At 60.0% G+C, this 23,551-nt stretch carries 18 protein-coding genes; 13 read left to right on the forward strand and 5 right to left on the reverse strand.

Annotated elements, in window-relative coordinates:
- Positions 1–73 precede the first annotated feature (73 nt).
- Positions 74–712, reverse strand: a complete 639-nt coding sequence (locus I6L47_RS01410; RefSeq protein ID WP_216948473.1) for an NAD(P)-dependent oxidoreductase — start codon at positions 710–712, stop codon at positions 74–76.
- A gap of 101 nt (positions 713–813) precedes the next feature.
- Here I6L47_RS01410 and I6L47_RS01415 point away from each other — a divergent pair, with 101 nt between their 5' ends.
- Positions 814–1,719, forward strand: a complete 906-nt coding sequence (locus I6L47_RS01415) for a LysR family transcriptional regulator (RefSeq protein WP_216948474.1) — start codon at positions 814–816, stop codon at positions 1,717–1,719.
- Positions 1,720–1,844: 125 nt separating this feature from the next.
- Here the strand turns inward: I6L47_RS01415 and I6L47_RS01420 are convergent, their stop codons facing one another.
- On the reverse strand, positions 1,845–2,585 hold the full coding sequence (locus I6L47_RS01420) for an SDR family oxidoreductase (RefSeq protein ID WP_016350525.1): 741 nt from the start codon (positions 2,583–2,585) through the stop codon (positions 1,845–1,847).
- Positions 2,586–2,781: 196 nt separating this feature from the next.
- On the opposite strand from I6L47_RS01420, the gene I6L47_RS01425 reads away from it, so the two are divergent.
- The 3 genes from I6L47_RS01425 (at position 2,782) to I6L47_RS01435 (ending at position 7,004) form a co-directional block, all read left to right on the forward strand.
- Complete coding sequence (locus tag I6L47_RS01425; protein WP_082182228.1) at positions 2,782–3,759, forward strand: AraC family transcriptional regulator; 978 nt, start codon at positions 2,782–2,784, stop codon at positions 3,757–3,759.
- Positions 3,760–4,014: 255 nt separating this feature from the next.
- On the forward strand, positions 4,015–6,159 hold the full coding sequence (locus tag I6L47_RS01430) for a TonB-dependent siderophore receptor (RefSeq protein ID WP_064335880.1): 2,145 nt from the start codon (positions 4,015–4,017) through the stop codon (positions 6,157–6,159).
- A gap of 38 nt (positions 6,160–6,197) precedes the next feature.
- Positions 6,198–7,004 carry a siderophore ferric iron reductase gene (locus I6L47_RS01435; RefSeq protein WP_064335881.1) on the forward strand — a complete coding sequence of 269 codons (807 nt, stop codon included), beginning with the start codon at positions 6,198–6,200 and terminating at the stop codon, positions 7,002–7,004.
- 44 nt (positions 7,005–7,048) lie between these two features.
- Here I6L47_RS01435 and I6L47_RS01440 read toward each other — a convergent pair whose 3' ends face one another.
- Positions 7,049–7,969, reverse strand: a complete 921-nt coding sequence (locus I6L47_RS01440) for a LysR substrate-binding domain-containing protein (RefSeq protein WP_103422421.1) — start codon at positions 7,967–7,969, stop codon at positions 7,049–7,051.
- 25 nt (positions 7,970–7,994) lie between these two features.
- On the opposite strand from I6L47_RS01440, the gene I6L47_RS22575 reads away from it, so the two are divergent.
- The 3 genes from I6L47_RS22575 (at position 7,995) to I6L47_RS01450 (ending at position 11,444) form a co-directional block, all read left to right on the forward strand.
- Positions 7,995–8,123 (forward strand): hypothetical protein, encoded by a 129-nt coding sequence (locus I6L47_RS22575; RefSeq protein ID WP_302056610.1) that lies wholly within the window; start codon positions 7,995–7,997, stop codon positions 8,121–8,123.
- Positions 8,124–8,246: 123 nt separating this feature from the next.
- The gene (gene metE, locus I6L47_RS01445; protein ID WP_216948475.1) at positions 8,247–10,511 is read left to right on the forward strand and encodes a 5-methyltetrahydropteroyltriglutamate--homocysteine S-methyltransferase; all 2,265 of its coding nucleotides are present in this window, start codon (positions 8,247–8,249) and stop codon (positions 10,509–10,511) included.
- Between the two features lie 183 nt (positions 10,512–10,694).
- On the forward strand, positions 10,695–11,444 hold the full coding sequence (locus I6L47_RS01450; RefSeq protein ID WP_216948476.1) for an ABC transporter substrate-binding protein: 750 nt from the start codon (positions 10,695–10,697) through the stop codon (positions 11,442–11,444).
- A 36-nt stretch (positions 11,445–11,480) separates the two neighbouring features.
- On the opposite strand, the gene I6L47_RS01455 is transcribed toward I6L47_RS01450, so the two are convergent.
- On the reverse strand, positions 11,481–12,344 hold the full coding sequence (locus I6L47_RS01455) for a LysR family transcriptional regulator (RefSeq protein ID WP_216948477.1): 864 nt from the start codon (positions 12,342–12,344) through the stop codon (positions 11,481–11,483).
- 167 nt (positions 12,345–12,511) lie between these two features.
- On the opposite strand from I6L47_RS01455, the gene I6L47_RS01460 reads away from it, so the two are divergent.
- The 5 genes from I6L47_RS01460 (at position 12,512) to I6L47_RS01480 (ending at position 20,049) form a co-directional block, all read left to right on the forward strand.
- Positions 12,512–13,945: a glycoside hydrolase family 1 protein gene (locus I6L47_RS01460; RefSeq protein ID WP_216948478.1), complete on the forward strand. Its 1,434-nt coding sequence runs from the start codon at positions 12,512–12,514 to the stop codon at positions 13,943–13,945.
- 193 nt (positions 13,946–14,138) lie between these two features.
- Positions 14,139–15,899, forward strand: coding sequence for a 30S ribosomal protein S12 methylthiotransferase accessory factor YcaO (ycaO, locus tag I6L47_RS01465; protein WP_005352574.1), 1,761 nt, complete (start codon positions 14,139–14,141; stop codon positions 15,897–15,899).
- A gap of 381 nt (positions 15,900–16,280) precedes the next feature.
- The gene (focA, locus tag I6L47_RS01470) at positions 16,281–17,129 is read left to right on the forward strand and encodes a formate transporter FocA (protein ID WP_005333620.1); all 849 of its coding nucleotides are present in this window, start codon (positions 16,281–16,283) and stop codon (positions 17,127–17,129) included.
- A 46-nt stretch (positions 17,130–17,175) separates the two neighbouring features.
- Positions 17,176–19,458, forward strand: coding sequence for a formate C-acetyltransferase (pflB, locus tag I6L47_RS01475; RefSeq protein ID WP_058056933.1), 2,283 nt, complete (start codon positions 17,176–17,178; stop codon positions 19,456–19,458).
- 156 nt (positions 19,459–19,614) lie between these two features.
- A complete protein-coding gene (locus tag I6L47_RS01480) occupies positions 19,615–20,049 on the forward strand; it encodes a YcgN family cysteine cluster protein (protein WP_075112995.1) in 435 nt (144 codons plus the stop codon).
- Positions 20,050–20,296: 247 nt separating this feature from the next.
- Here I6L47_RS01480 and I6L47_RS01485 read toward each other — a convergent pair whose 3' ends face one another.
- Positions 20,297–21,913: a peptide ABC transporter substrate-binding protein gene (locus I6L47_RS01485; protein WP_216948479.1), complete on the reverse strand. Its 1,617-nt coding sequence runs from the start codon at positions 21,911–21,913 to the stop codon at positions 20,297–20,299.
- Positions 21,914–22,295: 382 nt separating this feature from the next.
- On the opposite strand from I6L47_RS01485, the gene fbp reads away from it, so the two are divergent.
- Positions 22,296–23,330 (forward strand): class 1 fructose-bisphosphatase, encoded by a 1,035-nt coding sequence (gene fbp, locus I6L47_RS01490; protein ID WP_005336993.1) that lies wholly within the window; start codon positions 22,296–22,298, stop codon positions 23,328–23,330.
- The last annotated feature ends 221 nt before the right edge of the window (positions 23,331–23,551 follow it).

Here is a 23,551-nt window from a genome sequence, read left to right on the forward strand (position 1 = left end):
TTGAGCGGTTTTTCACCTGACCGGGTGCGCAGGCGAGTGACCGCGTATTCTGGCCTTAACCGCCTGCTGGCTCTCAGTAACCCAGGGTAAAGCGCTGGCGCTGGTGAGCCGGTTTTTCCATCTCGTTCAGCACGCCATCGGCCAGATCACCGGCGGTGATCCCGGCAGGCTGTTCGCCGCTAAAGAGCACCTGATCGCCACCAATCCGATAGCCGCCGCGCTTCTCGCCCGGTTCGAGGAACACCGGGGGAGAGACAAAGCGCCAGTCGAGGGTGGTTTCACGACGCAGGGCGGTGAGACCGTCGCGGGCCGCCAGCGCCCCCTGTTTCCACTCGGCCGGAAACTCAGGGGTATCCACCAGTTGCACGCCGGGGGCAACCTCCAGACTGCCGGCGCCACCTACTACCAGCAGCCAGCTGTTGGCCGCTTTGGCTGCTGCGACGATCGCGTTGGCGCCCTTGAGGTACTGGTCGTAGATATCCGGTGTGCTCCAGCCCGGGTTGTAGGCGCTGATCACCCGATCGTGCCCCTTGAGCACCTCGGCCAATGCCTGCGGGTTTTGGGCATCCACCGCCACGGCGGTGACCTGCGGATGGGCGGCCACCTTGCTGACATCGCGGACGATGGCGGTGACGTGATGGCCGCGGCTGATGGCCTCGTTCAGGATGGCTGAACCGACAAAACCGCTGGCACCGATCAGGGCAATCTTCATGGGGAACTCTCCTTCACTGTTGGAATGGGGCTATCCTACGCCGCCATTTATGATTTAATAATCACCTCAAAAAAGCATTCACTTATAAGCTGGATTTAATAATGGAACAGCTCAGACGTTACGCCATCTTCGCCGCCGTGGTGGAAGCGGGCAGCATGACAGGGGCGGCCAAATCCCTTGGCATGACCCCCTCCGCCGTCAGTCAGCATATCAGCCAGCTCGAAAGCCTGCTCGGACTGCCCCTGCTCCATCGCTCCACCCGTCGTCTCAGTCTGACCGAGGCGGGAGAGGTGGTGTGGCAAGGGTGTCGGGCGTTGCAGCAGACTCTGAGCGAGACCGAGCTGCGCCTCTCGGAGGTGCGCGACGCCCTGCTCGGGGAAGTGCGGATCACCGCCCCGGTGGGGATGGCGGGCCAGCCGCTGGCTCTGGCCCTCTCGCCGCTGTTGCAGGCCCATCCCGGCCTCACCATCCAGATCATCGCCGACGACGAGAAGCGGGATCTGATTGCCGAGCGGATCGACGTGGCGCTGCGGGTCGGCACCTTGCCTGACTCGACCCTGGTGGCCCGTAAACTGGGGCAAACCCGAATGCTGCTCTGCGCCGCTCCCGCCTATCTGGCGCGCAAGGGGACGCCGCGCAGCCCGGAGGCGCTGCTGGATCATGACTGGCTGGCCGCCGATATGCTGAGCGGCGGGCTGACCTTCTTCGACGAGAAGGGGCAGGGGCACAGGGTCAAGCCCAAGCCGCGGGTGGTCTGCAACAACGTGCTGCCGCTGCGCCAGTTCACCCTGGCGGGGCAGGGGGTGTCGCTGCAGCCGGAGGGGGAGATCGCCGAAGATCTCGCCTCGGGCCGCCTGCTGGAACTGCTGCCGGGCTTTCGGGTGCCACCCATGGAGATCCACGCCATTACCCCGCAGCGGGAGATCCCGGAGAAGGTGCGCCGGGTGATCGCCGCCCTGCGCAGCCACTTCGCCGAACCGGTGGGGGCCGCGGCGACACGTCCGTAGCCGGGGCAAGGAAGAAGGCCGTTCCGGTTGGCCGGAGCAAACAAAGAGCAAACAAGGATCAAACAAAGAGGGCAGCCCGCGGGCTGCCCTCTGTCGATGCAAGGCCGGTGAAAACAGGCCCGGCCTCACTTCATGTAGAGACCGCCGTTGATGGCCAGGGTCTCGCCGGTGATATAGGCACCCGCCTCGCTGGCAAGAAACACCACAGCGGCGGCGATCTCTTCGGGCTTGGCCAGTCGGCGCATGGGGATGTCGGCCTTGATGCTGTCCAGGATGTCGGTGCGGATCGCCTCCACCATGGGGGTGGCGGTGTAGCCGGGGGCGATGGCGTTGACCGTCACTCCGAAGCGGGCCCCTTCCGCCGCCAGCGCCTTGGTGAAGCCCAGCATGCCCGCCTTGGCGGCCGAGTAGTTGACCTGGCCGAACTGCCCCTTCTGGCCATTGACCGAGGAGATGTTGATGATGCGGGCATCGCGCTGCTCGCACATGGCGTCAAACAGCGGCTGGGTCACGTTGTAGAGGCTGCACAGGTTGGTGTGGATCACCTCGAACCACTGCTCCGGGGTCATTCGCTTGAAGGCCCCGTCCCGGGTGATGCCGGCATTGTTGACCAGCACATCCACCCGCCCTTCATCCTGCAGCAATCGGCCCAGAGTGTCGCGGCACATGGCGGTGTCGGCCACGTCCAGCGCCAGCAGCCGCACCTGATCCGGCCGAAAACCCTGCTCCCCGTACCAGTCGTGCGCCGCTGCCCCGTTGGCGCTGGAGTGGGTGGCGATGATGCGATACCCCTGGGCCAGCAAGGCGGTGGTGATGGCGGATCCGATGCCGCCACGGGCTCCGGTGATCAAGGCAACTTTCTTCATCTTGGCTCTCCCTGCGTAAAAGATTCGAACGAGGACTTTATGGGCTTTTTGAGGTAATTGATATATTTGTTTTCAAACAATCTGACAGGCAAACGCGTCACTTTTGTGACAGTCTGCCAAGCTGGCTTGACGCGCTGGCCTAAGGGGCTGGCAAGGCCCTGGGCAAGGGGACCGGGGTGAGCGCAGCGGCCAGCGCTTGCCGCCAAGGTCGCGGCCATGTTTAATGGGGCCCTTGCGCGTAGCGCCTTGCCGACAGCCCAGATCCGATCTCGTCATGACCATCTTGTCCACCATTCCGGGCGCCGTGCCCCAGCCGCATAGCCAGCTGACCCGCATCGAGCGGGTGCTCGACTACATCCACGCCAACCTGGATCAGCCGCTGGCGCTGGCCGAGCTGGCGGAGCAGAGCTGCTGGTCGCGCTGGCAGCTGCAGCGGGTGTTCCTCCATGAGACGGGGCTGACGGTGGCCCACTATGTGCGCGAGCTCAAGCTGAGCCAGGCGGCAGAGGCGCTGCTCTCTGGCCGCCAGCGGGTGCTGGATCTGGCGCTCTGTTACGGTTTTGGCTCAGAGGTGAGCTTCAGCCGCGCCTTCAAGCAGCAGTTCGGCTGCTCGCCGCTGGCCTATCGCAAGCGGGGTTTGCGGCTGGGGCTGCGTACCCCCCTGGTGCGGGCTACCCTGCCGCAGCCCATGCCTGCCAGGCTGGTACAGGTGCGGATCGAGAGCCTGCCGGGCTTTATCCTGCACGGAGTGAAGGGGCAGATCCGCGGGCTGTTTGCCGCCGCTCCCGACTTTCAGCAGACGGTGCCCGCCATCTGGCGTGCCCTGCGCACGGCGGGCGGTTTGCCACCCGGGCAGGAGCGGGTGGGGGTGGTGGATGTTTCTGGCGCCGGCGAGTCGCTCCCCTACTGGGCGGGCTGCGTGATGGAGGAGGGGGCCAGCTTGCCTGCCGGTCTGGCGCATCTCCTGGTGCCGGCCCAGACCTACGCGGTGCTAAGCCACGTGGGCCCGGTCAGCCAGCTGGGGCAGACCCTCAACTGGTTTATCCTGCACTGGCTGCCGAGCTCCGGCTATCGCGGGCTGGACGGCTTCGAGCTGGAGCGTTACGCCCCCGATTTTGACGGCAACCAGCCGGATGCCCGCATGGAGTATTGGTTGCCCGTCGCCCCTCTCTGAGAGGGCTATTCCCTTGCCCGGAGGATGCCGGGCACTGCTATCTCTCTTTCCCTTATTTGCTGCGCCAGGCTTTGCTATCCATTCGACATCGCCTGCGTTGCTGCCGTCAGTTGAGGTTGCCGGATGGGGCCAAACTGGCCGCATTTTCTCTCTTTTCAGCACCAACATGCCCCAAATTGTTAATTCAAGGGCAAAATGACCCAATAAAATGCAAATGAGATTTGTTACTATTCACTTATTGCATTCGAGGATCAGATGTACGCCACTCACCCCCCTTTGACCCTGGTCGCCGCGACTATCTCCGCCCTGTTGGCTGGCCCTGTGCAGGCAGCTGCTGCCGAGCGCCCGACACAGACCCGGGTCGACGAGACCCTGACCGTGCTCGGCGAGACCTATCGCAACACCGCGACCAAGACCCGGCTCGACCCCCTGGAGACGCCCCAGGCCATTTCGGTGGTGGAGGGTGACACCCTGGAACAGCGCGGCGTCAGCTCGGTGAGCGAGGCGCTGCGCTACGTGCCCGGCGTCAACACCGAGCTGCGGGGCGGGGCGGTCAACCGGCTGGATCTGTTCAACATCCGCGGCTTTGACAACTACCAGAACTTCTACGACGGCCTGCTGCTGCAGTACAACGACTGGAACCTGCAGCCCCAGATCGATCCGGTGGCTATCGAGCAGCTGGAAGTGTTCAAGGGGCCCACCTCCGTGCTCTACGGCAGCATGCCCCCCGGCGGCATGGTCAACCTCATCGCCAAGCGCCCCCAGCGGGAGAGCAGGCACAGCGTCAGCGTGGCGAGCGGGACGGGCACCCTCAAGGAGCTGACCCTCGACAGCACCGGTGCCCTCAACGATCAGTTTGCCTATCGGCTGGTGGGGCTGGCCCGCCAGAAAGAGGGCCAGGCGGTGACCTCAGAGGAGGAGCGCTACGTGCTGGCGCCCTCTCTCGACTGGCAGTTGAGTGACCGCACTCTGCTGAACCTCAACCTCTATTACCAGAAAGACCCGCAAGCCGGCATCTACACCACGGTACCGGCCAGCGGCTCGGTCAAATCCAACCCGCTGGGCCAGCTGGGCAGCGATACCTTCCTTGGCGATGAAAACTGGAACCACTACAGCCGGGAGGTGACCCTGCTCGGCTACAAGCTGAGCCACGACTTCAACGCCAACTGGCAGCTGCTGCAAAACGCCCGCTACATGGATGCCTCGGCCAACCAGCAGAACACCTACAATGCGGCGCTGGCGGCCGATAACCGCACCCTGGCCCGCAACGCCTACCTGACCGATGAAGAGTCCCGCGGCTTTGTCATCGACAACCAGCTGGCGGGCAAGGTGCAGACTGGCAAGGCCCAGCACAACCTGCTGCTGGGGGTGGATTACCAGTATCTGGATGCGCGCATTCTCTACCGGGATACTCTCGACTACTCTGCCCCGGCCATCGACATCTTCAACCCGAACCACCAGCAGATAGTGCCGGCAGACCTGGCCTTCAACTATCAGGACAACCGAACCATCCGCCAGTATCAGAGCGGCCTCTACCTGCAGGATCAGGTGCGCCTCGATCGGTTGGTGGCCATCGGCGGCGCCCGCTACGACCGCTACCGGATGGACACCGACAGCCGGACCCTCTATCAGGGGGCGGCGAGCAACACCCTGGCCCAGATTGATCAGGACAACCTCTCGCTGCGCCTCGGTGCCCTCTACGAGCTGGATCACGGCCTCTCGCCCTATGTGAGCTATGCCGAGAGTTTCGAGCCGGTGGCGGGGGCGGACAAGCAAGGCCAGGCGTTCAAACCGGCCACCGGCCGGCAGTGGGAGGGGGGGCTCAAGTTCCTCTCCGAGGACATGAGCAAAACCGCCACACTCTCGGCGTTCCACATCACCAAGCAAAATGCCCTGGTGACGGATCCGGACAATGTCTACGGACCCAAGTTGCAGACCGGCGAGATGGTCTCCAAGGGGGTCGAGCTGGAGGGGCGACTCGATCTCACCAGCCGCTGGGATCTGGCGCTGAGCTATACCCGTCAGGAGATGGAGATCACCCGCGACACTACCAGCCTGCAGGGCAAGACTCCGGTCTGGGTGCCCAAGCAAATGGCTTCGCTGTGGAGCAACTACCTGCCGGCCGGCCCGCTGGAAGGAGTGCGCCTGGGGGCCGGTCTGCGCTATGTGGGGGAGGCCCAGCTTGATGCCGCCAACACCGATACGGTGCCGGATTACCTGCTGATGGACATGGCTGCCTCCTACGATCTGGCCCAACTCAGCCAGCGCCTGCAAGGGGTGGAGGTGTCACTCAGTGCCAGCAATCTGTTCAACAAGACCTACTACTCCTGCTACGACCAGAACAACTGCTGGTTCGGCGCAGAGCGCAGCGTGGAGGCGCGACTCAAATACGTATTCTGACCCTGCGTCCCGGGCCGCGCCCGGGACTCTCACACCCCATGAGCGGCGCCGGCCGTCGTGCCCGCAGCCCGGGGGCGCGGCGCGAGCCGGATCTGCAGGCGCTGGCGGATCACGGCGCCCTGTTCGCGGCCGCCGCCGGGCTTATCCCTTCCCTCAAGGGGCGGCTGGTGGCTGCCGGCGAGGCTGCGGCGCTGTTGACGGCGACCAAGCAGGCCACGTCGGCCGAGGTGGCGGCCGCGCTGCACGAGTATTGGCGGCTGGCCCATCCGGAGGCGGGTCCCGCCTACTGGCTCACCCGCAGTTGGGGCATGCTCTGCTGGCAATCCATCTATCTGGCCATGGTGGCCGTCTATCGGCTGCGGGCCGTGCCGGCGCTGGAGAGGCTGGGCCAGGGCTATCAGGATGGGCTGGTATCGGGCTTTACCCTGCCGGCCGAGCCCATGATCAAGGGGGAGCTGGAACTCTTGATCAAGACGGCGGGCGAGCGACTGCAGGCCCATTGGCAGGCGCTGTTCGCAGCGCTCGGGCAGGTGCAGCGGCTGCGGCCGGGCTTCGTGCGTCCGCTCTTGGCGGACGATCTGCTGGCGGCGCTGGTGCGGGTACCGGCGTTCTTTGACGAGATAAGCCACGCCGAGGTGGCGGCCCATGCACCGCACTGGCTTGCCGCCTGCGGCCTGCCGGCCGAGCACCTGACGGGCTGGCAGCTGGCGCCCTGGCCGCCAGCGGCCGGCTTGGTAGGTTATGTGCGCCAGCGCTGCTGCCTGCACTACAAGCGCCGCGATGGTGAGCTCTGCGCCAACTGCCCGCGGCGGCGGGGGGCGGCGAGCTGTGAAGAGGGTGCTTGAATAGCGAAGCCCTGCGTGATGACAAGCCGCCTTAAGGCGGCTTTTTACTGAGCTTTTAGGTCGCCCATCTTGCTGCGAATGCGCTCGAACAGGCTCTGCAGGCAGGCTTGATCCCGATCGGCGGCCCGCACCGCGCCATACATATGGCGACGAATACCGCTGCCGAGGGGACGGGCGCAGAGCATCCCCTGTCTGACAAACTCGTCGCTGGCCCAGCGCGGCAAGGCGGCGACGCCGAGTCCTGCGGCGGCCATTTGCAGCATCACCGAGGTGTTGTCCACCGGCTTGCAGCGAGCGGGCTCCACCCCGGCGGGTTGCAAAAAGCGGCTGAAGATATCCATGCGGCTGCGCTCCACCGGATAGACCAGCAGCACCTCCGGCCCCAGATCGCCCGGCTCGATGCGGCTCTGGTGGCAGAGGGGATGATCCGGCGCCATCACCAGAGTCAGATCGAAGGCAAACAGCGGCTCGAAGTGGAGATCGCCGCGGGCCTGCACGTCCGAGGTGAGCAGCAGATCGAGCTGGCCGCCTAGCAGGGCATTGATGGCATCAAAGCCCGGCACTGACTCCACCTCCAGATCCACCCCAGTCCACTGGCGGCGAAAATCTGGCAATAGCGGCAACAGCCACTGGATGCAGCTGTGGCAATCGAGCGCCAGATGCAGCCTGCCCGCATCGCCGCTCTGCAAGGCCTGCAACTGCTTCTCGGTCTGGGCCAGGGCGGGCAGTACCTGACGGGCGAGGGCGAGCAGCTGGCTGCCGGCTGCGGTCAGCACCAGCGGGCGGCTTTTGCGCAGGTAGAGCTCCAGATTGAGGCGGGTCTCCAGCTCTTTGAGCTGGTGGGAGAGGGCGGACTGGGTGAGGTTGAGGGTCAGCGCCGCACCGGCCAGCGAGCCCTGCTCGGCCAGCGCGGTCAATGTTTTCAAGTGTTTGATCTCTATCCCTGCATTGCTTGGCACTGCCATAAGATGGCTCCTTATGAGATTGCGTATGGCGCTGAAGTTGCGGCCGGCGGTTACCCTGCTGCGCCTTTTGACTTCGGCACCTCTTGCACCTGTAAAAATCGGCCTCTGTATCCTCGCGGTGAACCTGACTGGCGGTCAGTTGAGGATTATTTGAGAGCCAGTTGAAGAGGATTCAATAGCCAGCGTCACCTTATCTTGTCATTTTGGATGTGTAAACATCTGGATGGCTAAATCATCCAGTTTCCCATCAGATGAATGAGCATAAGGAAATGAACCTATGACACGAGCACATACCCTGGGCTTCCCCCGTATCGGCGCCAAGCGTGAGCTGAAATTTGCCCTCGAATCCTACTGGCGTGGCGAGACCACTCAGGCCGAACTCGTTGCCGTGGGCAAGACGCTGCGTGAACGCCACTGGCAGGCTCAGCACGGCGCCGGGGTCAATCTGCTGCCGGTGGGCGACTTTGCCTGGTACGATCAGGTGCTCGGCACCAGTCTGCTGGTGGATGCCATTCCCGAGCGCCATCGCCATGGCGAGACCGATCTCGACACCCTGTTCCGGGTGGCCCGTGGCCGTGCGCCGACCGGCCCGGCGGCGGCCGCCGCCGAGATGACCAAATGGTTCAACACCAACTATCACTATCTGGTGCCGGAATTCAGCCGTGATCAGCGCTTCAAGTTGGGCTGGAGCCAGCTGTTTGACGAGGTGGAAGAGGCCAAGGCGCTGGGGCTGCCGGTCAAGGCGGTGCTGCTGGGGCCTGTCTCCTACCTGTGGCTTGGCAAGGAGAAAGAGAGCGGTTTCTCGCGCCTTGAACTGCTCGATCGCCTGCTCATCGTCTATCAGGAGATCCTGGCCAAGTTGGCCGTCCAAGGAGTGGAGTGGGTGCAGATCGACGAACCGGCGCTGACGCTGGACTTGCCGGACGAGTGGCGGCTGGCCTATCTCAACGCCTACGAGCGCCTCGCGGGCCCCTGCAAGCTGTTGCTCACCACCTATTTCGGTTCGGTGGCCCATCAGCGCGACATCATCACCAGCCTCAAGGTAGATGGCCTGCATCTGGATCTGGTGGCCGCCCCCGAACAGCTGGAGACCCTGGTGCCGCATCTGCCCGCCCAGTGGGTCATCTCCGCCGGGGTGATCAATGGCCGCAACGTCTGGCGCGCCAATCTGGCTAAGCTGGCGCCGACCCTGAAGGCACTGAAAGCCAAACTCGGCGAGCGGCTCTGGGTGGCCTCATCCTGCTCATTGCTGCACAGCCCGGTGGATTTGACCCTGGAGCAGGAGCTGGATCCCCAGACCCGCAGCTGGTTCGCCTTCGCCTTGCAAAAATGTTTCGAGTTGGGACTGCTCAGAGAGTATCTGGATGGGGGCGAACTCGACAAAATCACCGCCTACAGCCAGCCCATCGTGGATCGGGAGTCCGACAGTCGGGTGCACAAAAAAGCGGTGCAGTCACGGCTCGCCAGCCTCATCAACAGCGATTTTGATCGCCATAGCCTCTATCCGGTCAGGGCCGAGCTGCAGCGCTCGGATCTCAAGCTGCCGCTGCTGCCCACCACCACCATCGGCTCCTTCCCGCAGACCTCGCAGATCCGGGTGTTGCGGCAGGATTGGCGCGCCGGTCGCATCGATGACAGCACCTACGAGGCTGGCATTAAGGCCGAGATCCGCGATGCCATCGCGCGTCAGGAGGCCATCGGGCTGGATGTGCTGGTACATGGCGAGGCCGAGCGTAATGACATGGTGGAGTATTTCGGTGAGCTGCTGGATGGCTTTGCCATCACCCGTTTCGGCTGGGTACAGAGCTATGGCTCCCGCTGCGTCAAGCCGCCGGTGATCACCCGTGACATCGATCGCCCGACCCCCATGACGCTCGAATGGACCCGATTTGCCCAGAGCCTGACCGACAAGCCGGTCAAGGGGATGCTGACTGGCCCTGTGACCATCCTCTGCTGGTCCTTCCCGCGCGAAGACGTGAGCCGCGAGCAATCCGCCCTGCAAATCGGGCTGGCCATTCGCGATGAGGTGGCAGATCTGGAAGCCGCCGGCATCAAGATCATCCAGATCGACGAACCGGCGATCCGCGAAGGGCTGCCCCTGCGCAAGCAGGATCATCAGGCCTATCTCGACTGGGCGGTGCGAGCCTTCCGTCTGAGCGCGAGCCCGGTGGCGGACAGCACCCAGATCCACACCCACATGTGTTACAGCGACTTCAACCTCATCATCGAGGCGGTGGCGGCGCTGGATGCGGATGTGATCACCATCGAGACCAGCCGCAGCCAGATGCAGCTGCTCGAAGCGTTCGAGCGCTTCAACTACCCCAACGAGATTGGCCCGGGCGTCTACGACATCCACTCGCCGAACGTGCCGAGCCAGAGCTGGATTGAGGGGTTGCTGCGCAAGGCGGCCAAGCAGATCCCGGCCGAGCGGCTCTGGGTCAACCCGGATTGCGGCCTCAAGACCCGCGGCTGGGAAGAGACGGAAGCCGCCCTCAAGGTGATGGTTGATGCCACCAGGGTGCTGCGCGCCGAGCTGGCGTGATCAGAAGGTCGTAGCCGCCATCGATAAGGTGGCGTGCTGACAAGCTGACAAACGAACGAGAGAGGGGAAGCCACTGCTTCCTCTCTCTTTTTTCGTTGGCCACTTTTCCACTGGATCCTGAACCTTGCCGCAGCCCGCTTTGCACTAGGCTCAGAGGTGGCAGAAGTGGATGGAGTCGCGGCCATGAGAGTCAGTCTGGGGAGTGCAATCCTGTGGGGATTGCTGATGTGGCAGAGTGCATGGGCGGCGCCAGCGGCCGAGTTGAAGATGGTCTACTTTGACGACTTTGCCCCATATTCGTGGCGTGACGAACAGGGCAAGATGCGCGGGCTGATGATCGACGTGATGGATCGGGTGGCAGCGCACATGGGGCTGCGGGTGCGCCATGAAGGTTATCCGTGGCAACGGGCGCAAAAACTGGTGCGGATGGCGCAGGCCGATGGCTTTGTCACCATCGCCACTCAGGAGCGGCGCAGCTATACCCTGGTTGTGGAAGAGCCGGTCACTACCACTGTGCTAACCATTTTTACCCAGCGTGCCCATCCCCGAATGGCGGAGTTTCAGCGAGCCAGCCGCTTGAGCGACTTCAAATCGCTTTCCTTTCTCGACTATTTCGGTAACGGCTGGGGCAAGGAGAACCTGGCGGGCTTCACCGTTCATCACACCATCAATGTTGATAATGTCTTCAAAATGCTGGCGGCGGGTCGGGGGGATCTGATGGTGACCGACCCACTGGTGGCTCGTTTCAAACTCAACCAGCTGGGATTGTCCGGGCAGGTGGTCGAGGTGCCGCTGCAGCTTGCCTCTACCCCGTTCAATCTCTGCATCGGCAAGCACTCCCGCTTCAATACCCGGATAACCGAGTTCAACAGTGCCCTGCAACAGCTGCGACAAAGCGGCGAGTTGGCGCGTATCGTCGAACGCTATCGTTGATGCGCGGCCGCCATCTGCTGTTTGCCAACGGCGTGTCTATCTTGGCGCCATATCGGCGATGGTTGCCCAGAAGGCATCGATCAAGGGCCCCTTGCTGTGGGGCGGACGGATAAGGCCAATGGTCCAGCAGGCTTCCCCATCTTTAAGGGGCAGGGTGAGTACATCCGGGTGCTCTATGGTGGTGGAGGAGGGGACCAGGGTCCAGGCGATCTCTGCCGCCGCGGTGGCAACACCGGCGGCGAAGTCGTTGACGTACTGGATATCGCGAAAACGCAGCCCGCTCTGGGCCAGATAGTTCATCAGGTGATCGTAAAAGGACGGGGCCTTGTCACGACGCAGGATCGCCAGCGGCTTGTCCACCAGATCCGCCAACTCCCTCACATCGCGGTAGCTGGCGGGCAGCACGGCGACAAAGTGGGCTTCGACCACCGGCAGGGCGTGCCACCCCTTGGGGGCGGGCAGGCGGCAAAAACCGAGATCCAGCTTGCCTTCACTGAGGGCCAGTAGCTGGTGGTGGGTGGAGAGATCGTTGAGCTCGATGGTCACTTGCGGCCGCTCGGCGCGAAAGCGGGCGATGGCGGCGGGCACCAGGATCTTGGTGGCCACACCAAAGCCGATACGCAGGGTGCCGACATTGCCTGCCAGCACGTCGCGGGCGGTGCGCGAGAGTTGCTCGCTCTGGATGACTACAGCGCGGGCATCCTCATACAGCGCCCTGCCCAGTCCGGTGAGGCGAGTGGTGCTGGCGTTGCGCTCGAACAGTTCACCACCCAGCTCCTCCTCCAGCCGCCTTATCTGTTTGCTCAGGGCCGACTGGGTAACATGCTGGCGTACCGCCGCCTGGCCGAAGTGCAGCACCTCCCCCAGAGTGACGAAGGCTTTCAGATCCCGTAGCTCCATCAGGGCTCCTTTCATTCCTGTTGGGAATGTTGAGTGGTCATATTTGTCATTGGACGGAATTTTAGAAGTGATGGATGCTTATGCCAATTCATTTCGGATGCCCCAGCACGGAGGCGCCGAGTTATCAGAGATGGCTGACGCCATCAGCGCAGAAGGAGCAACACCAGATGCATCACCACAAGTTCAACGACTTCCCGAGCGATTTTCTGTGGGGCGCCGCCTCCGCTGCCTATCAGGTGGAGGGGGGCTGGAATGCCGATGGCAAGGGGCCCTCGGTGTGGGATCTCTTCACCAAGCTGCCGGGCAAGACCTTTGAGGGGAGCAACGGCGATGTGGCGGTGGATCACTACCACCGCATGGAAGAGGACGTGGCGCTGATGGCCGAGATGGGGCTCAAGGCCTACCGCTTCTCGGTGAGCTGGCCACGCATCTATCCCACCGGTCGGGGGGAGGTGAACGAGGCGGGTCTGGCCTTCTACGAGAAGCTGATCGACACCCTCTTGGCCCACCAGATCGAGCCGGTACTGACCCTTTATCACTGGGATCTGCCGCAGGCGCTGCAGGATGAGTACGGCGGTTGGGAAGACCGACGCATTATCGAGGATTTCGAGCGCTACTGCGTGACCCTCTATCAGCGTTTTGCCGGCAAGGTGAAGTACTGGGTGTCGCTTAACGAGCAGAACTACAACCTGACCAACGCCTATCAGCTCGGCACCCATCCGCCTGCCGTGCAGGATCGCAAGCGCTTCTTTGCCGCCAACCACATCGCGTTTCTGGCCAATGCCCGAGTGATCAAGGCGTTTCGCCAGCATGTGCCAAATGGCCTCATCGGCCCGAGCTTTGCCTACTCCCCTGCCTATCCGGCGTCGTGCGATCCGAAAGATATGCTGGCCTATGAGAACGCCGAGGAGTTCAACAACCTCTGGTGGCTGGATGCCTACTGCTTTGGCCGCTATCCGCAGGCGGCGCTCGCTTACTTGCGAGAAAACGGCGAGGCGCCGGAGATCCTGCCGGGCGATATGGAGTTGCTGCGCGAGGGGACGCCCGACTATATCGGCGTCAACTACTACTACACCCTGACCTACACAGATAACCCCTTGGGCGGTCAGACCCTGCAGCGGATCAACACCACCGGCAAGAAGGGCACTACACCGTCCAGCGGCATCCCGGGCCTCTACAAGACGGCGCCCAATCCGCACCTTGAAACCAGCAACTGGGACTGGGCCATCGACCCGACCGGGATGCGCATCGCGCTGCGTCGCCTCTCTTCCCGCTATGGCCTGCCGCTGATGATCACCGAGAACGGCCTTGGCGAGTTCGACAAGCTGGAGGCGGGCGAGAAGGTGAACGATGAGTACCGCATCGATTACCTGCGCAGCCACGTCAAGGCGTGCCAGGAGGCGATGCAGGATGGGGTGGAATTGCTCGGCTACTGCGCCTGGTCGTTCACCGACATCCTGAGCTGGCTCAACGGCTACCAGAAGCGTTACGGCTTCGTCTATGTGGAGCGTGACGAGCAGGGGGGCTCCCTTCGTCGGATCAAGAAAGCGAGTTTCCACTGGTACAGCCAGGTGATTGCGAGCCAGGGCAAGCAGCTCTGACGGTTTATCGCGTCGCGTAACCAGCGGGCCCGGGCAATCCCCGGGCCCGCGCTGTTTGTGGCGGGGGAGCGGGGATAAGCCGGTTTCTCACCGTGCGACTCATCCCTGTTTGCTGATTTTTGTCCTGCCAAAGCCGCCGACCCCTGCTATTATCTGCGGCCGAACATGAGCCAATAAAAATCAGGATATCGTGATGACTGACCACACTTTTATTCCCGGCAAGGACGCGGCGCTGGAAGACTCCATCGAACGCTTCCAGACCAAGCTGCAAGCCTTGGGCTTTGATATTGAAGAGGCCTCCTGGCTCAACCCCGTGCCGAACGTCTGGTCGGTGCATATTCGCGACAAAGAGTGCGCCCTCTGCTTTACCAACGGCAAGGGTGCCAGCAAGAAGGCGGCCCTCGCGTCTGCCCTTGGCGAATATTTCGAGCGTCTCTCCACCAACTACTTCTTCGCCGACTTCTATCTGGGCGAGCAGGTCGCCAACGGCGATTTCGTTCACTACCCGAACGAGAAGTGGTTCCCCATCGAGGGTGACCAGTTCCCGGCCGGTCTGCTAGACAGCTTCACCCGCAAGTTCTACAACCCGGACGGTGAAGTGACCGCCGACATGCTGGTGGATCTGCAGTCAAACAACGAAGAGCGCGGTATCGTCGCGCTGCCGTTCGAGCGCCAGTCCGATCACGAGACCGTCTACATCCCGATGAACATCATCGGCAACCTCTATGTTTCCAACGGCATGAGCGCTGGCAACACCAAGACCGAAGCGCGCACCCAGGCGCTCTCCGAAGTGTTCGAGCGCCACGTGAAGAACAAGATCATCGCCGAGGCCATCAGTCTGCCGTTGATCCCGGACGAGGTCATTGCCCGTTATCCGGGGATTGCCGCCTCCATCGCGGCGCTCGAAGCGGAAGGCTTCCCCATTTACAGCTTCGATGCTTCCCTCGGTGGCCGTTATCCGGTCATCTGCGTGGTGCTGCTCAACCCGAGCAATGGCACCTGCTTTGCCTCCTTCGGCGCCCACCCGCGCTTCGAAGTGGCCTTCGAGCGGACCGTCACTGAGCTGCTGCAGGGCCGCGGTCTCAAGGATCTCGACGTGTTCGTGCCGCCGTCATTCGACAACGAGCAGGTAGCGGATCACCACAACCTCGAGACCCACTTCATCGACTCCTCGGGCCTTATCAGCTGGGACCTGTTCAAGCAGGATGCGGACTTCGAGTTTGCCGACTGGGATTTTCGTGGCACCTCGCAGGAGGAGTTCGATCACCTGATCGGCATCTTCCACGAGCTGGAGCAGCCGGTCTATATCGCCGACTACGAGCATCTGGGTGTCTACGCCTGCCGCATTCTGGTGCCGGGCATGTCCGACATCTATCCGGCCGAAGATCTGCTGTTGGCCAACAACAATATGGGCGCCAACCTGCGCGAAGTGATCCTGGCGCTGCCATCACTGGATTGGGATGCCGAGCAGTACATGGCGTTGTTTGATCAACTGGATGAAGAGGGGCACGACGAGCGTACCCGTGTACGCGAGCTGCTGGGCATCGCCGCTGCCAAGGGTACCGCGCTGCACACCCTGCGCGTTGGTGAGCTGAAAGCCATGCTGGCGCTGGCCGCCGGTGAGCTGGAGACGGCGCTGGATCTCATCGACTGGACCATGGAGTTCAACCAGTCAGTGTTCACTGCCGAGCGTGCCAGCTACTACCGCGCCCTGCGTGCCTGCGTCGAGTTGTTCCTCGATGAGGAGCGGGATCCGGAGCAGTATCGCGCCGTCTTTACTCGCATGTATGGCGAAGAGACGCTGGCACAGGCATGGGCCAACGCCACTGGCGAAGCACGCTTCCACGGGCTGGAGGCGGCCGACCTGTCGCTCTCCCAGTTCCCGCTGCACCAGAAGCTGCTGGCGGCTTACGAGAAGCTGCAGAAGGCCAAGCGAGCCCATCACTGGGCGTGATCGTTGTTGTAAAGGAAGGGGCCGAGTGGCCCCTTCTGTTTATCGTGCGGCAAGGCACGAGATTGTTATTCAAAGATGAAATAAAAAACAAAAAATACCCCTAAGGGGGTTGATGACAGGGAAGGGGATGTGCTGTCGATCTGCAAAGATATCTTGCCAATGCCATATTTCCATGCTCTGGAATAAATTCTTTAAAATCATTGCATTAAAAATGTGATATTTCTGTTTCAGTTGATACCTGGTGTAAAGTGGCGTAGCCATCGCACTAAAATATTTGTAGTAAAATTACATTCGCACTCTGATAAACTTGATCAATGTCAATTTTGGCTATTTGGCCCTTTGTTATGATTTCAACAGGCAAAACATTCAGGTAGAAAATAATTGAAAGCTGAATCTCCATTCGATTGTCTCAAGCCCGAAGCCATCGCTGCACTGGCTGAAGACATCACCTATGCCAAGGCTACCAAGCCGGCATACAAGGTCATTCCACTGGCCATTACCGCAGGCGCTTTCATCGCCATCGCATTTATCTTCTACATCACAGTGACGACCGGAACCGGCTCCATGCCTTGGGGTATGGCCAAGCTGGTGGGCGGTCTCTGCTTCTCTCTCGGACTTATCCTCTGTGTGCTGCTCGGTGCCGAGCTGTTCACCTCCACCACCCTGACGCTGGTGGCCAAGGCTGCCAATCGCATCAGCTGGGCTCAGCTGCTCAAGAATTGGGGGCTGGTCTACTTCGGTAACCTGATTGGCGGTCTGCTGATGGTGGCGCTGATCATCGTTTCTGCCGAGTACACGGCCGCAGATGGTCAGTGGGGCCTCAATGCCCTCAAAGTGGCCCAACACAAGATTCACCACACCTTCTTTGAAGCGGTGGCGCTGGGTATCCTCTGTAACCTGATGGTATGTCTTGCTGCCTGGATGGCTTTTGGTGCCCGCAGCGCGACTGACAAGGTAGTGGTTATGCTGCTGCCGGTTGCCATGTTCGTTGCATCAGGTTTCGAGCACAGCATCGCAAACATGTTTATGATTCCGGTTGGTATCGCTATCCACAGCGTGGCTAGTCCGGAATTTTGGCAGGCCATCGGCCAGGATCCGGCAACCTTTGCTGACCTGACCGTATCCAACTTCGTCCTACACAACCTCATCCCCGTGACCATCGGCAATATCATCGGTGGTGGCGTGATGGTTGGTCTGACTTACTGGTTTATCTTCCGTCGTCATCATTAAGGATGATTGCGGGATACTACATCAATACCGTGTGAGGTAATGAAAAATGGCAGAACTTAACGAACAGTTCCAAAAAGCATGGGAAGGCTTCGCGGCCGGTGAATGGCAGACCTCTGTCAACACCCGTGACTTCATCCAGAAGAACTACACCCCGTATGAAGGTGACGAGTCCTTCCTGGCTGGCGCGACCGAAGCGACCACCAAGCTGTGGGACAAGGTCATGGAAGGGATCAAAATCGAGAACCGCACTCATGCGCCGGTTGATTTTGATACTGACCTGCCCTCCACCATTACCGCACACGATGCCGGTTATATCGATCAGAGCCTGGAGCAGATCGTTGGTCTGCAGACTGACAAGCCGCTGAAGCGCGCCATCATCGCCAACGGCGGTATCAAGATGGTTAAAACTTCTTGCGAAGTGTACGGTCGTCAACTGGACCCGATGGTCGAGAAGATCTTCACCGAATACCGCAAGACTCACAACCAGGGCGTGTTTGACGTTTACACCAAAGACATCCTGAACTGCCGCAAGTCTGGTGTTATCACCGGTCTGCCGGATGCCTACGGCCGTGGCCGTATCATCGGTGACTACCGTCGTGTTGCCCTGTACGGTGTTGACTTCCTGATGGCCGACAAACTGGCCCAGTTCAAGTCCCTGCAAGCTGACCTGGAAAACGGCGTCAACCTGGAAGCCACCATCCGTCTGCGCGAAGAGATCTCCGAGCAGCACCGTGCCCTGGCACAGATGAAGGTGATGGCTGCCAAGTACGGTTGCGATATCTCCGTACCGGCCAAGAACGCTAAAGAAGCCGTACAGTGGACCTACTTCGCCTACCTGGCGGCAGTCAAGTCCCAGAACGGTGCAGCCATGTCCTTCGGTCGTACCTCCAGCTTCCTGGATATCTACATCGAGCGTGACCTGCAAAAAGGCCTGATCACCGAGCAAGAAGCACAGGAGCTGATGGACCACATGGTCATGAAGCTGCGTATGGTTCGCTTCCTGCGTACTCCGGAATACGATTCACTGTTCTCCGGCGACCCGATGTGGGCGACCGAGACCCTGGCTGGTATGGGCGTTGACGGCCGTACTCTGGTCACCAAGAACAGCTTCCGTATGCTGAACACCCTGTACACCATGGGCCCGTCCCCTGAGCCGAACCTGACCATCCTGTGGTCCGAGAAGCTGCCGGTCGGTTTCAAGAAGTACTGTGCCAAGGTATCCATCGAGACCTCTTCCGTTCAGTACGAGAACGACGATCTGATGCGTCCGGATTTCAACAACGATGACTACGCCATCGCTTGCTGTGTATCCCCGATGATCGTTGGTAAGCAGATGCAGTTCTTCGGTGCTCGTGCCAACCTGGCCAAGACCATGCTGTATGCAATCAACGGTGGTATGGACGAGAAGCTCAAGATCCAGGTCGGTCCGAAAACCGAGATGGTCAAGTCCGAGTACCTCGACTACAACGACGTAATGGATCGTCTGGACCACTTCATGGATTGGCTGGCCAAGCAATACGTTGCTGCGCTGAACATCATCCACTACATGCATGACAAGTACAGCTACGAAGCCTCTCTGATGGCGCTGCACGACCGTGACGTATATCGCACCATGGCGTGTGGTATCGCTGGTCTGTCTGTAGCGGCTGACTCCCTGTCTGCCATCAAGTACGCCAAGGTCAAGCCGATTCGTGACGAAGATGGCGTTGCCATCGACTTCGAAATCGACGGCGAATACCCGCAGTTCGGTAACAACGACGCTCGCGTTGATGATATCGCCTGTGACCTGGTTGAGCGCTTCATGAAGAAGATTCAGAAGCTGAACACCTACCGTGGTGCTGTTGCTACCCAGTCTGTTCTGACCATTACCTCCAACGTGGTATATGGCAAGAAGACCGGTAACACCCCGGATGGCCGTCGTGCCGGTGCTCCGTTCGGCCCGGGTGCAAACCCGATGCACGGTCGTGACCAGAAAGGTGCTGTTGCTTCCCTTACTTCCGTAGCCAAGCTGCCGTTCGCTTACGCTAAAGATGGTATCTCCTATACCTTCTCCATCGTTCCGAACGCACTGGGTAAAGATATGGAAGCCCAGAAAGCCAACCTGGCTGGCCTGATGGACGGTTACTTCCACCACGAATCCAACGTAGAGGGTGGTCAGCACCTGAACGTTAACGTGATGAACCGTGAAATGCTGCTGGACGCCATGGAAAACCCGGAGAAATATCCGCAGTTGACCATCCGCGTATCCGGTTATGCCGTTCGCTTCAACTCTTTGACCAAAGAGCAACAGCAAGACGTCATCACCCGTACCTTCACTGCTTCTCTGTAATCGAGAGATAGTGAGCAAAAACCGGCGCCAAGGCGCCGGTTTTTTTATGTTTGGTTTTTATTGCTAAAGAACTCCGTGGGCCATGCCAACCTTGAAATTCAGGGTAACAATAGGTATAACCACGCGTTTGAGAAGGCATATTAAGTGAGCGGTATGATGCAATCCTCCTTTTGGCAGACCAAGAGTCTGCAGCAGATGACTGAATCCGAGTGGGAATCCCTCTGCGATGGTTGCGGCAAATGTTGCCTTAACAAGCTCATTGATGAAGATACAGATGAACTGGTTTTCACCAATGTGGCTTGTAACCTGCTCAATACCAAGACCTGCCAGTGTTCCGATTATCTTAATCGCTTCAAAAAAGAGCCTGACTGTCTGCAGATAACTCACGACAAGATTGCCGAATATGATTGGCTCCCCTCTACCTGCGCCTATCGTTTACTGGCTGACGGGGATACTCTGCCAGAGTGGCATCCGCTGCTGACCGGCAGTCGTTCTGCCATGCATCAGGCGGGTCAATCTGTACGTGGCAAAGTGGTTCACGAGGAGCAGGCTGGTGAGTGGATTGATCACATAATCACTTGGGCCAGCTGAGCCAAGCGATCAAGTGCAATGTGGCCTGATCTAGAAGCTGAAAACGTCACCCATTTTTAGCTTGTGTTTTCTACCTCAAAACCCCCGATACAGCGTATCGGGGGTTTTGTCGTTCAGAAGGCGGTTCTGGCGTTCGCTTGTTGCAGATATCGGCGGTCCAACTCAGATTACCTGGACTTGAAGCTGCCTCTCTTGACCATCACTACAACAAAGGTCAGCAAGTCTGGTTGATCTGTTCAGTCAGTGTCTATTGGGCAACCAGATAGAGCTCCTTGCTGTAGACCACATCCTGCGGGTTAAGGTGGGGGTAGCCTTTCACGAAAGGCTTGAGCAACCTGGATTTGACCGAGAAATAGATGGGGGCGATGGGGGCATCCGCATCAATGAGTGCCTCTGCCTGTTGATACAGGGCATTGCGTTCAGCGGGATCCAGCGAGTCGTGGGCCTTGGCCAGCAGGGCGTCGTACTCCTTGTTGAACCACTTGCCGCTGTTGGCACTGCTGCTGGAGGTCATGATGTCGAGGAAGGTGGAGGCATCGTTATAATCCCCGTTCCAGCCATAGCGGCTAACGCCAAAATCCCCCTCGTTGAGTGCCGAGACCATGGTCTTCCACTCCATGTTGTTGAGGGTGGCAGTGACCCCCAGGTTGTGTTTCCACATGGAGGAGACGGCCAGCGCAATCTTTTTGTGGCTCTCGTTGGTGTTGTAGAGAATGTCCACTGTGAGTGGCTTGTCCGGGCCATATCCCGCTTCGGCCAACAGGGCTTTGGCTTGCTTGATCCGCTCCTCTTTGCTCTGCAGCTGGCTGGCCGGTTTTTTCAATTCAAAACCGTCCACAATGGGGGGCGTGAAGCTATATGCGGCAATTTGTCCCTGTCCCAGAATCTTGTCGGTGATGGTCTCTCGGTCGATGGCGAGCGAGAGCGCCTTGCGCACTTTCGGATCATCGAACGGTTTGCGCTGGGTATTGAAGACATAGTAATAGCTGGCCAGTGTGGGGACGCTGACCAGTTCTTCCGGGCTCTTGCTCTTGAGCTGTTTGTACTGCTCCAGCGGATAAGTGGTGTAGTGCAGTTCACCGGTGCGATAGCGGTTGTAGGCGGCGGTTTCCGAGACGATCTCCAGATAGATCACCTTGTTCAGGACGGTGTGCTGGTTGTTCCAGTAGTGGGTATTGCGCTCGGCGCTCAGCCGCTCGTTGGGGGTCCACTCCTTGAGTACAAAGGCGCCGTTGGAGACGATATTGCCCGGTTTGACCCAATCCTTACCGTATTTTTCAATGGTGGCCTTGGGGGCCGGGAACGTGGTGTAGTGGGCCAGCGTCTTCAGGAAGAAGGGGACCGGATTTTTCAGGGTGACTTGCAGGGTGTGGTCATCGAGCGCCTTGATCCCGAGCTCTGACGGGCTCTTCTTGCCCTGTGTCACCTCGCTTGCATTGACCACACCGGTCAACTCGATAAACCAGGCGTAGTTGGAGGCAGTCTTGGGATCGGCCGCCCGTTGCCAGCCGTAGACATAATCGGCGGCAGTGACCGATTCACCGTTAGACCACTTGGCCTCGGGCCTCAGTTTGAAGGTGTAGATGGTACCTGTCTTGTCGACGTCGTAGCTGACGGCGCCTGCTGGCTTGATCTTGCCGGTATTATCCAGCTCATAGAGCCCTTCAAACAGATCGTTGACGATGGCACTACCTGCGGTCTCTTCCACCAGCTGGGGGTCGATGGTGGTGGGTTCGGTGCCGATATTGGTCACGTAGATTTGTTGGGCATCCGGCAGCAGCTTGGTACCGGCAGGCACCTGGGCAGCCCAGGCGGGAAGGGCAAACAGTCCGGCTACCATGCCGGCAATGAGAGTCTTGTTCATTGATAATCCTTGAGTTTTATTTGCTTCCAAAGCGAAATCAGTGTGCTGGATTGGCGATCGGATCTCAAGAGGCAATGGCTGAGGGAACGGCAGGCCCATCAGACTCCATTTTTAATGGCTCAAGGCCAGTCAGCTCATGGCTTGTCGCAGGTTATTGCCACGAATTAAGGGGCCGGAAGTTATCGAATGAAACCGAATAAAACGCGTCTTTTACCATAACCTGAGGCGAAATAGCCTATTTATTAGGCCGCTTAATTCGCTGCAAAAACAAAAAACAGACGTTACATTAGGTTACAAATCAAGGCCGCCGGTGATCGGCATTTTTTTTGCCGATGCCTGCAAACGTTTTCAATGCCAACGGATGCGATCTAAAGGAACAAAAATGCGAAACATGATCACCATGGGTGAGTTCATCGTCAAAAAGCAGGCGGATTATCCTACCGCGACCGGCGAGCTGACCTCGTTGCTCAGCTCGATCCGCCTTGCTGCCAAGGTGGTGAACCGGGAGATCAACAAGGCGGGACTGGCGGATATCATCGGTTCCATGGGCGCTGAAAACGTACAGGGCGAGGTGCAGCAGAAGCTGGATGTTTATGCCAACGAACGCTTCAAGGCGGCGCTCGAAGCGCGCGGCGAGGTGTGCGGCATGGCTTCGGAAGAGGAAGAGGACTTCGTCGCCTTTGACTCGCCGCTCTCCAAAAACTCCAAGTATGTGGTGCTGATCGACCCGCTCGATGGCTCCTCCAATATCGACGTCAACGTCTCGGTCGGGACCATCTTCTCCATCTACCGCCGTTTGAGCCCGCAGGGTTCGCCGGTGACGCTGGAGGACTTCCTGCAGCCGGGCAACCGTCAGGTCGCAGCCGGTTACGTGGTCTACGGTTCTTCCACCATGCTGGTCTACACTACCGGCTTTGGCGTCAACGGCTTTACCTACGACCCCTCCATCGGTTGCTTCTGCCTCTCCCACGAGAACATCCGCATTCCGGAAGAGGGCAAGATCTACTCCATCAACGAGGGCAATTACATCAAGTTCCCGGACGGGGTGAAGAAGTACCTCAAATATTGCCAGGAGCGCGACGAGGCGACCCACAGACCTTACACCTCCCGCTATATCGGCTCCTTGGTTTCCGATTTCCATCGCAACCTGCTCAAGGGTGGCATCTACATCTATCCGTCCGGCACCAACTCGCCGAACGGCAAGCTGCGTCTGCTCTATGAGTGCAACCCGATGGCGTTTCTGGTAGAGCAGGCTGGTGGCAAGGCCTCCGATGGCTTTGGCCGGATCATGGATATCCAGCCCACCGCGCTGCACCAGCGCACCCCTTACTTTGTTGGCTCGACCAAGATGGTGGAGCGGGCCGAGGCCTTTATGCGCGAGTTCTCCGCCCATGAGGATCCAGCTAACCAGGGCTGATCGTCAGAGGTGTAGGTTGGTGCTGAGCGCAGCGAAGCCCAACATTTACCGATGCGATTCCCTCTCTCCCAGGGATAGGGCAGGGTGAGAGGAATGGTTTTCACTGCCCCCCTCATCCCCGACCCTTCTCCCACAAGGGGAGACGCTAGTCACCAGCCAACATAAACAAAACGGGAGCCAATTTGGCTCCCGTTTTAGTTGGCATTATCTCTCTGGCTCGC

Source organism: Aeromonas sp. FDAARGOS 1417 (assembly GCF_019046985.1).
Taxonomy (GTDB): domain Bacteria; phylum Pseudomonadota; class Gammaproteobacteria; order Enterobacterales; family Aeromonadaceae; genus Aeromonas; species Aeromonas veronii.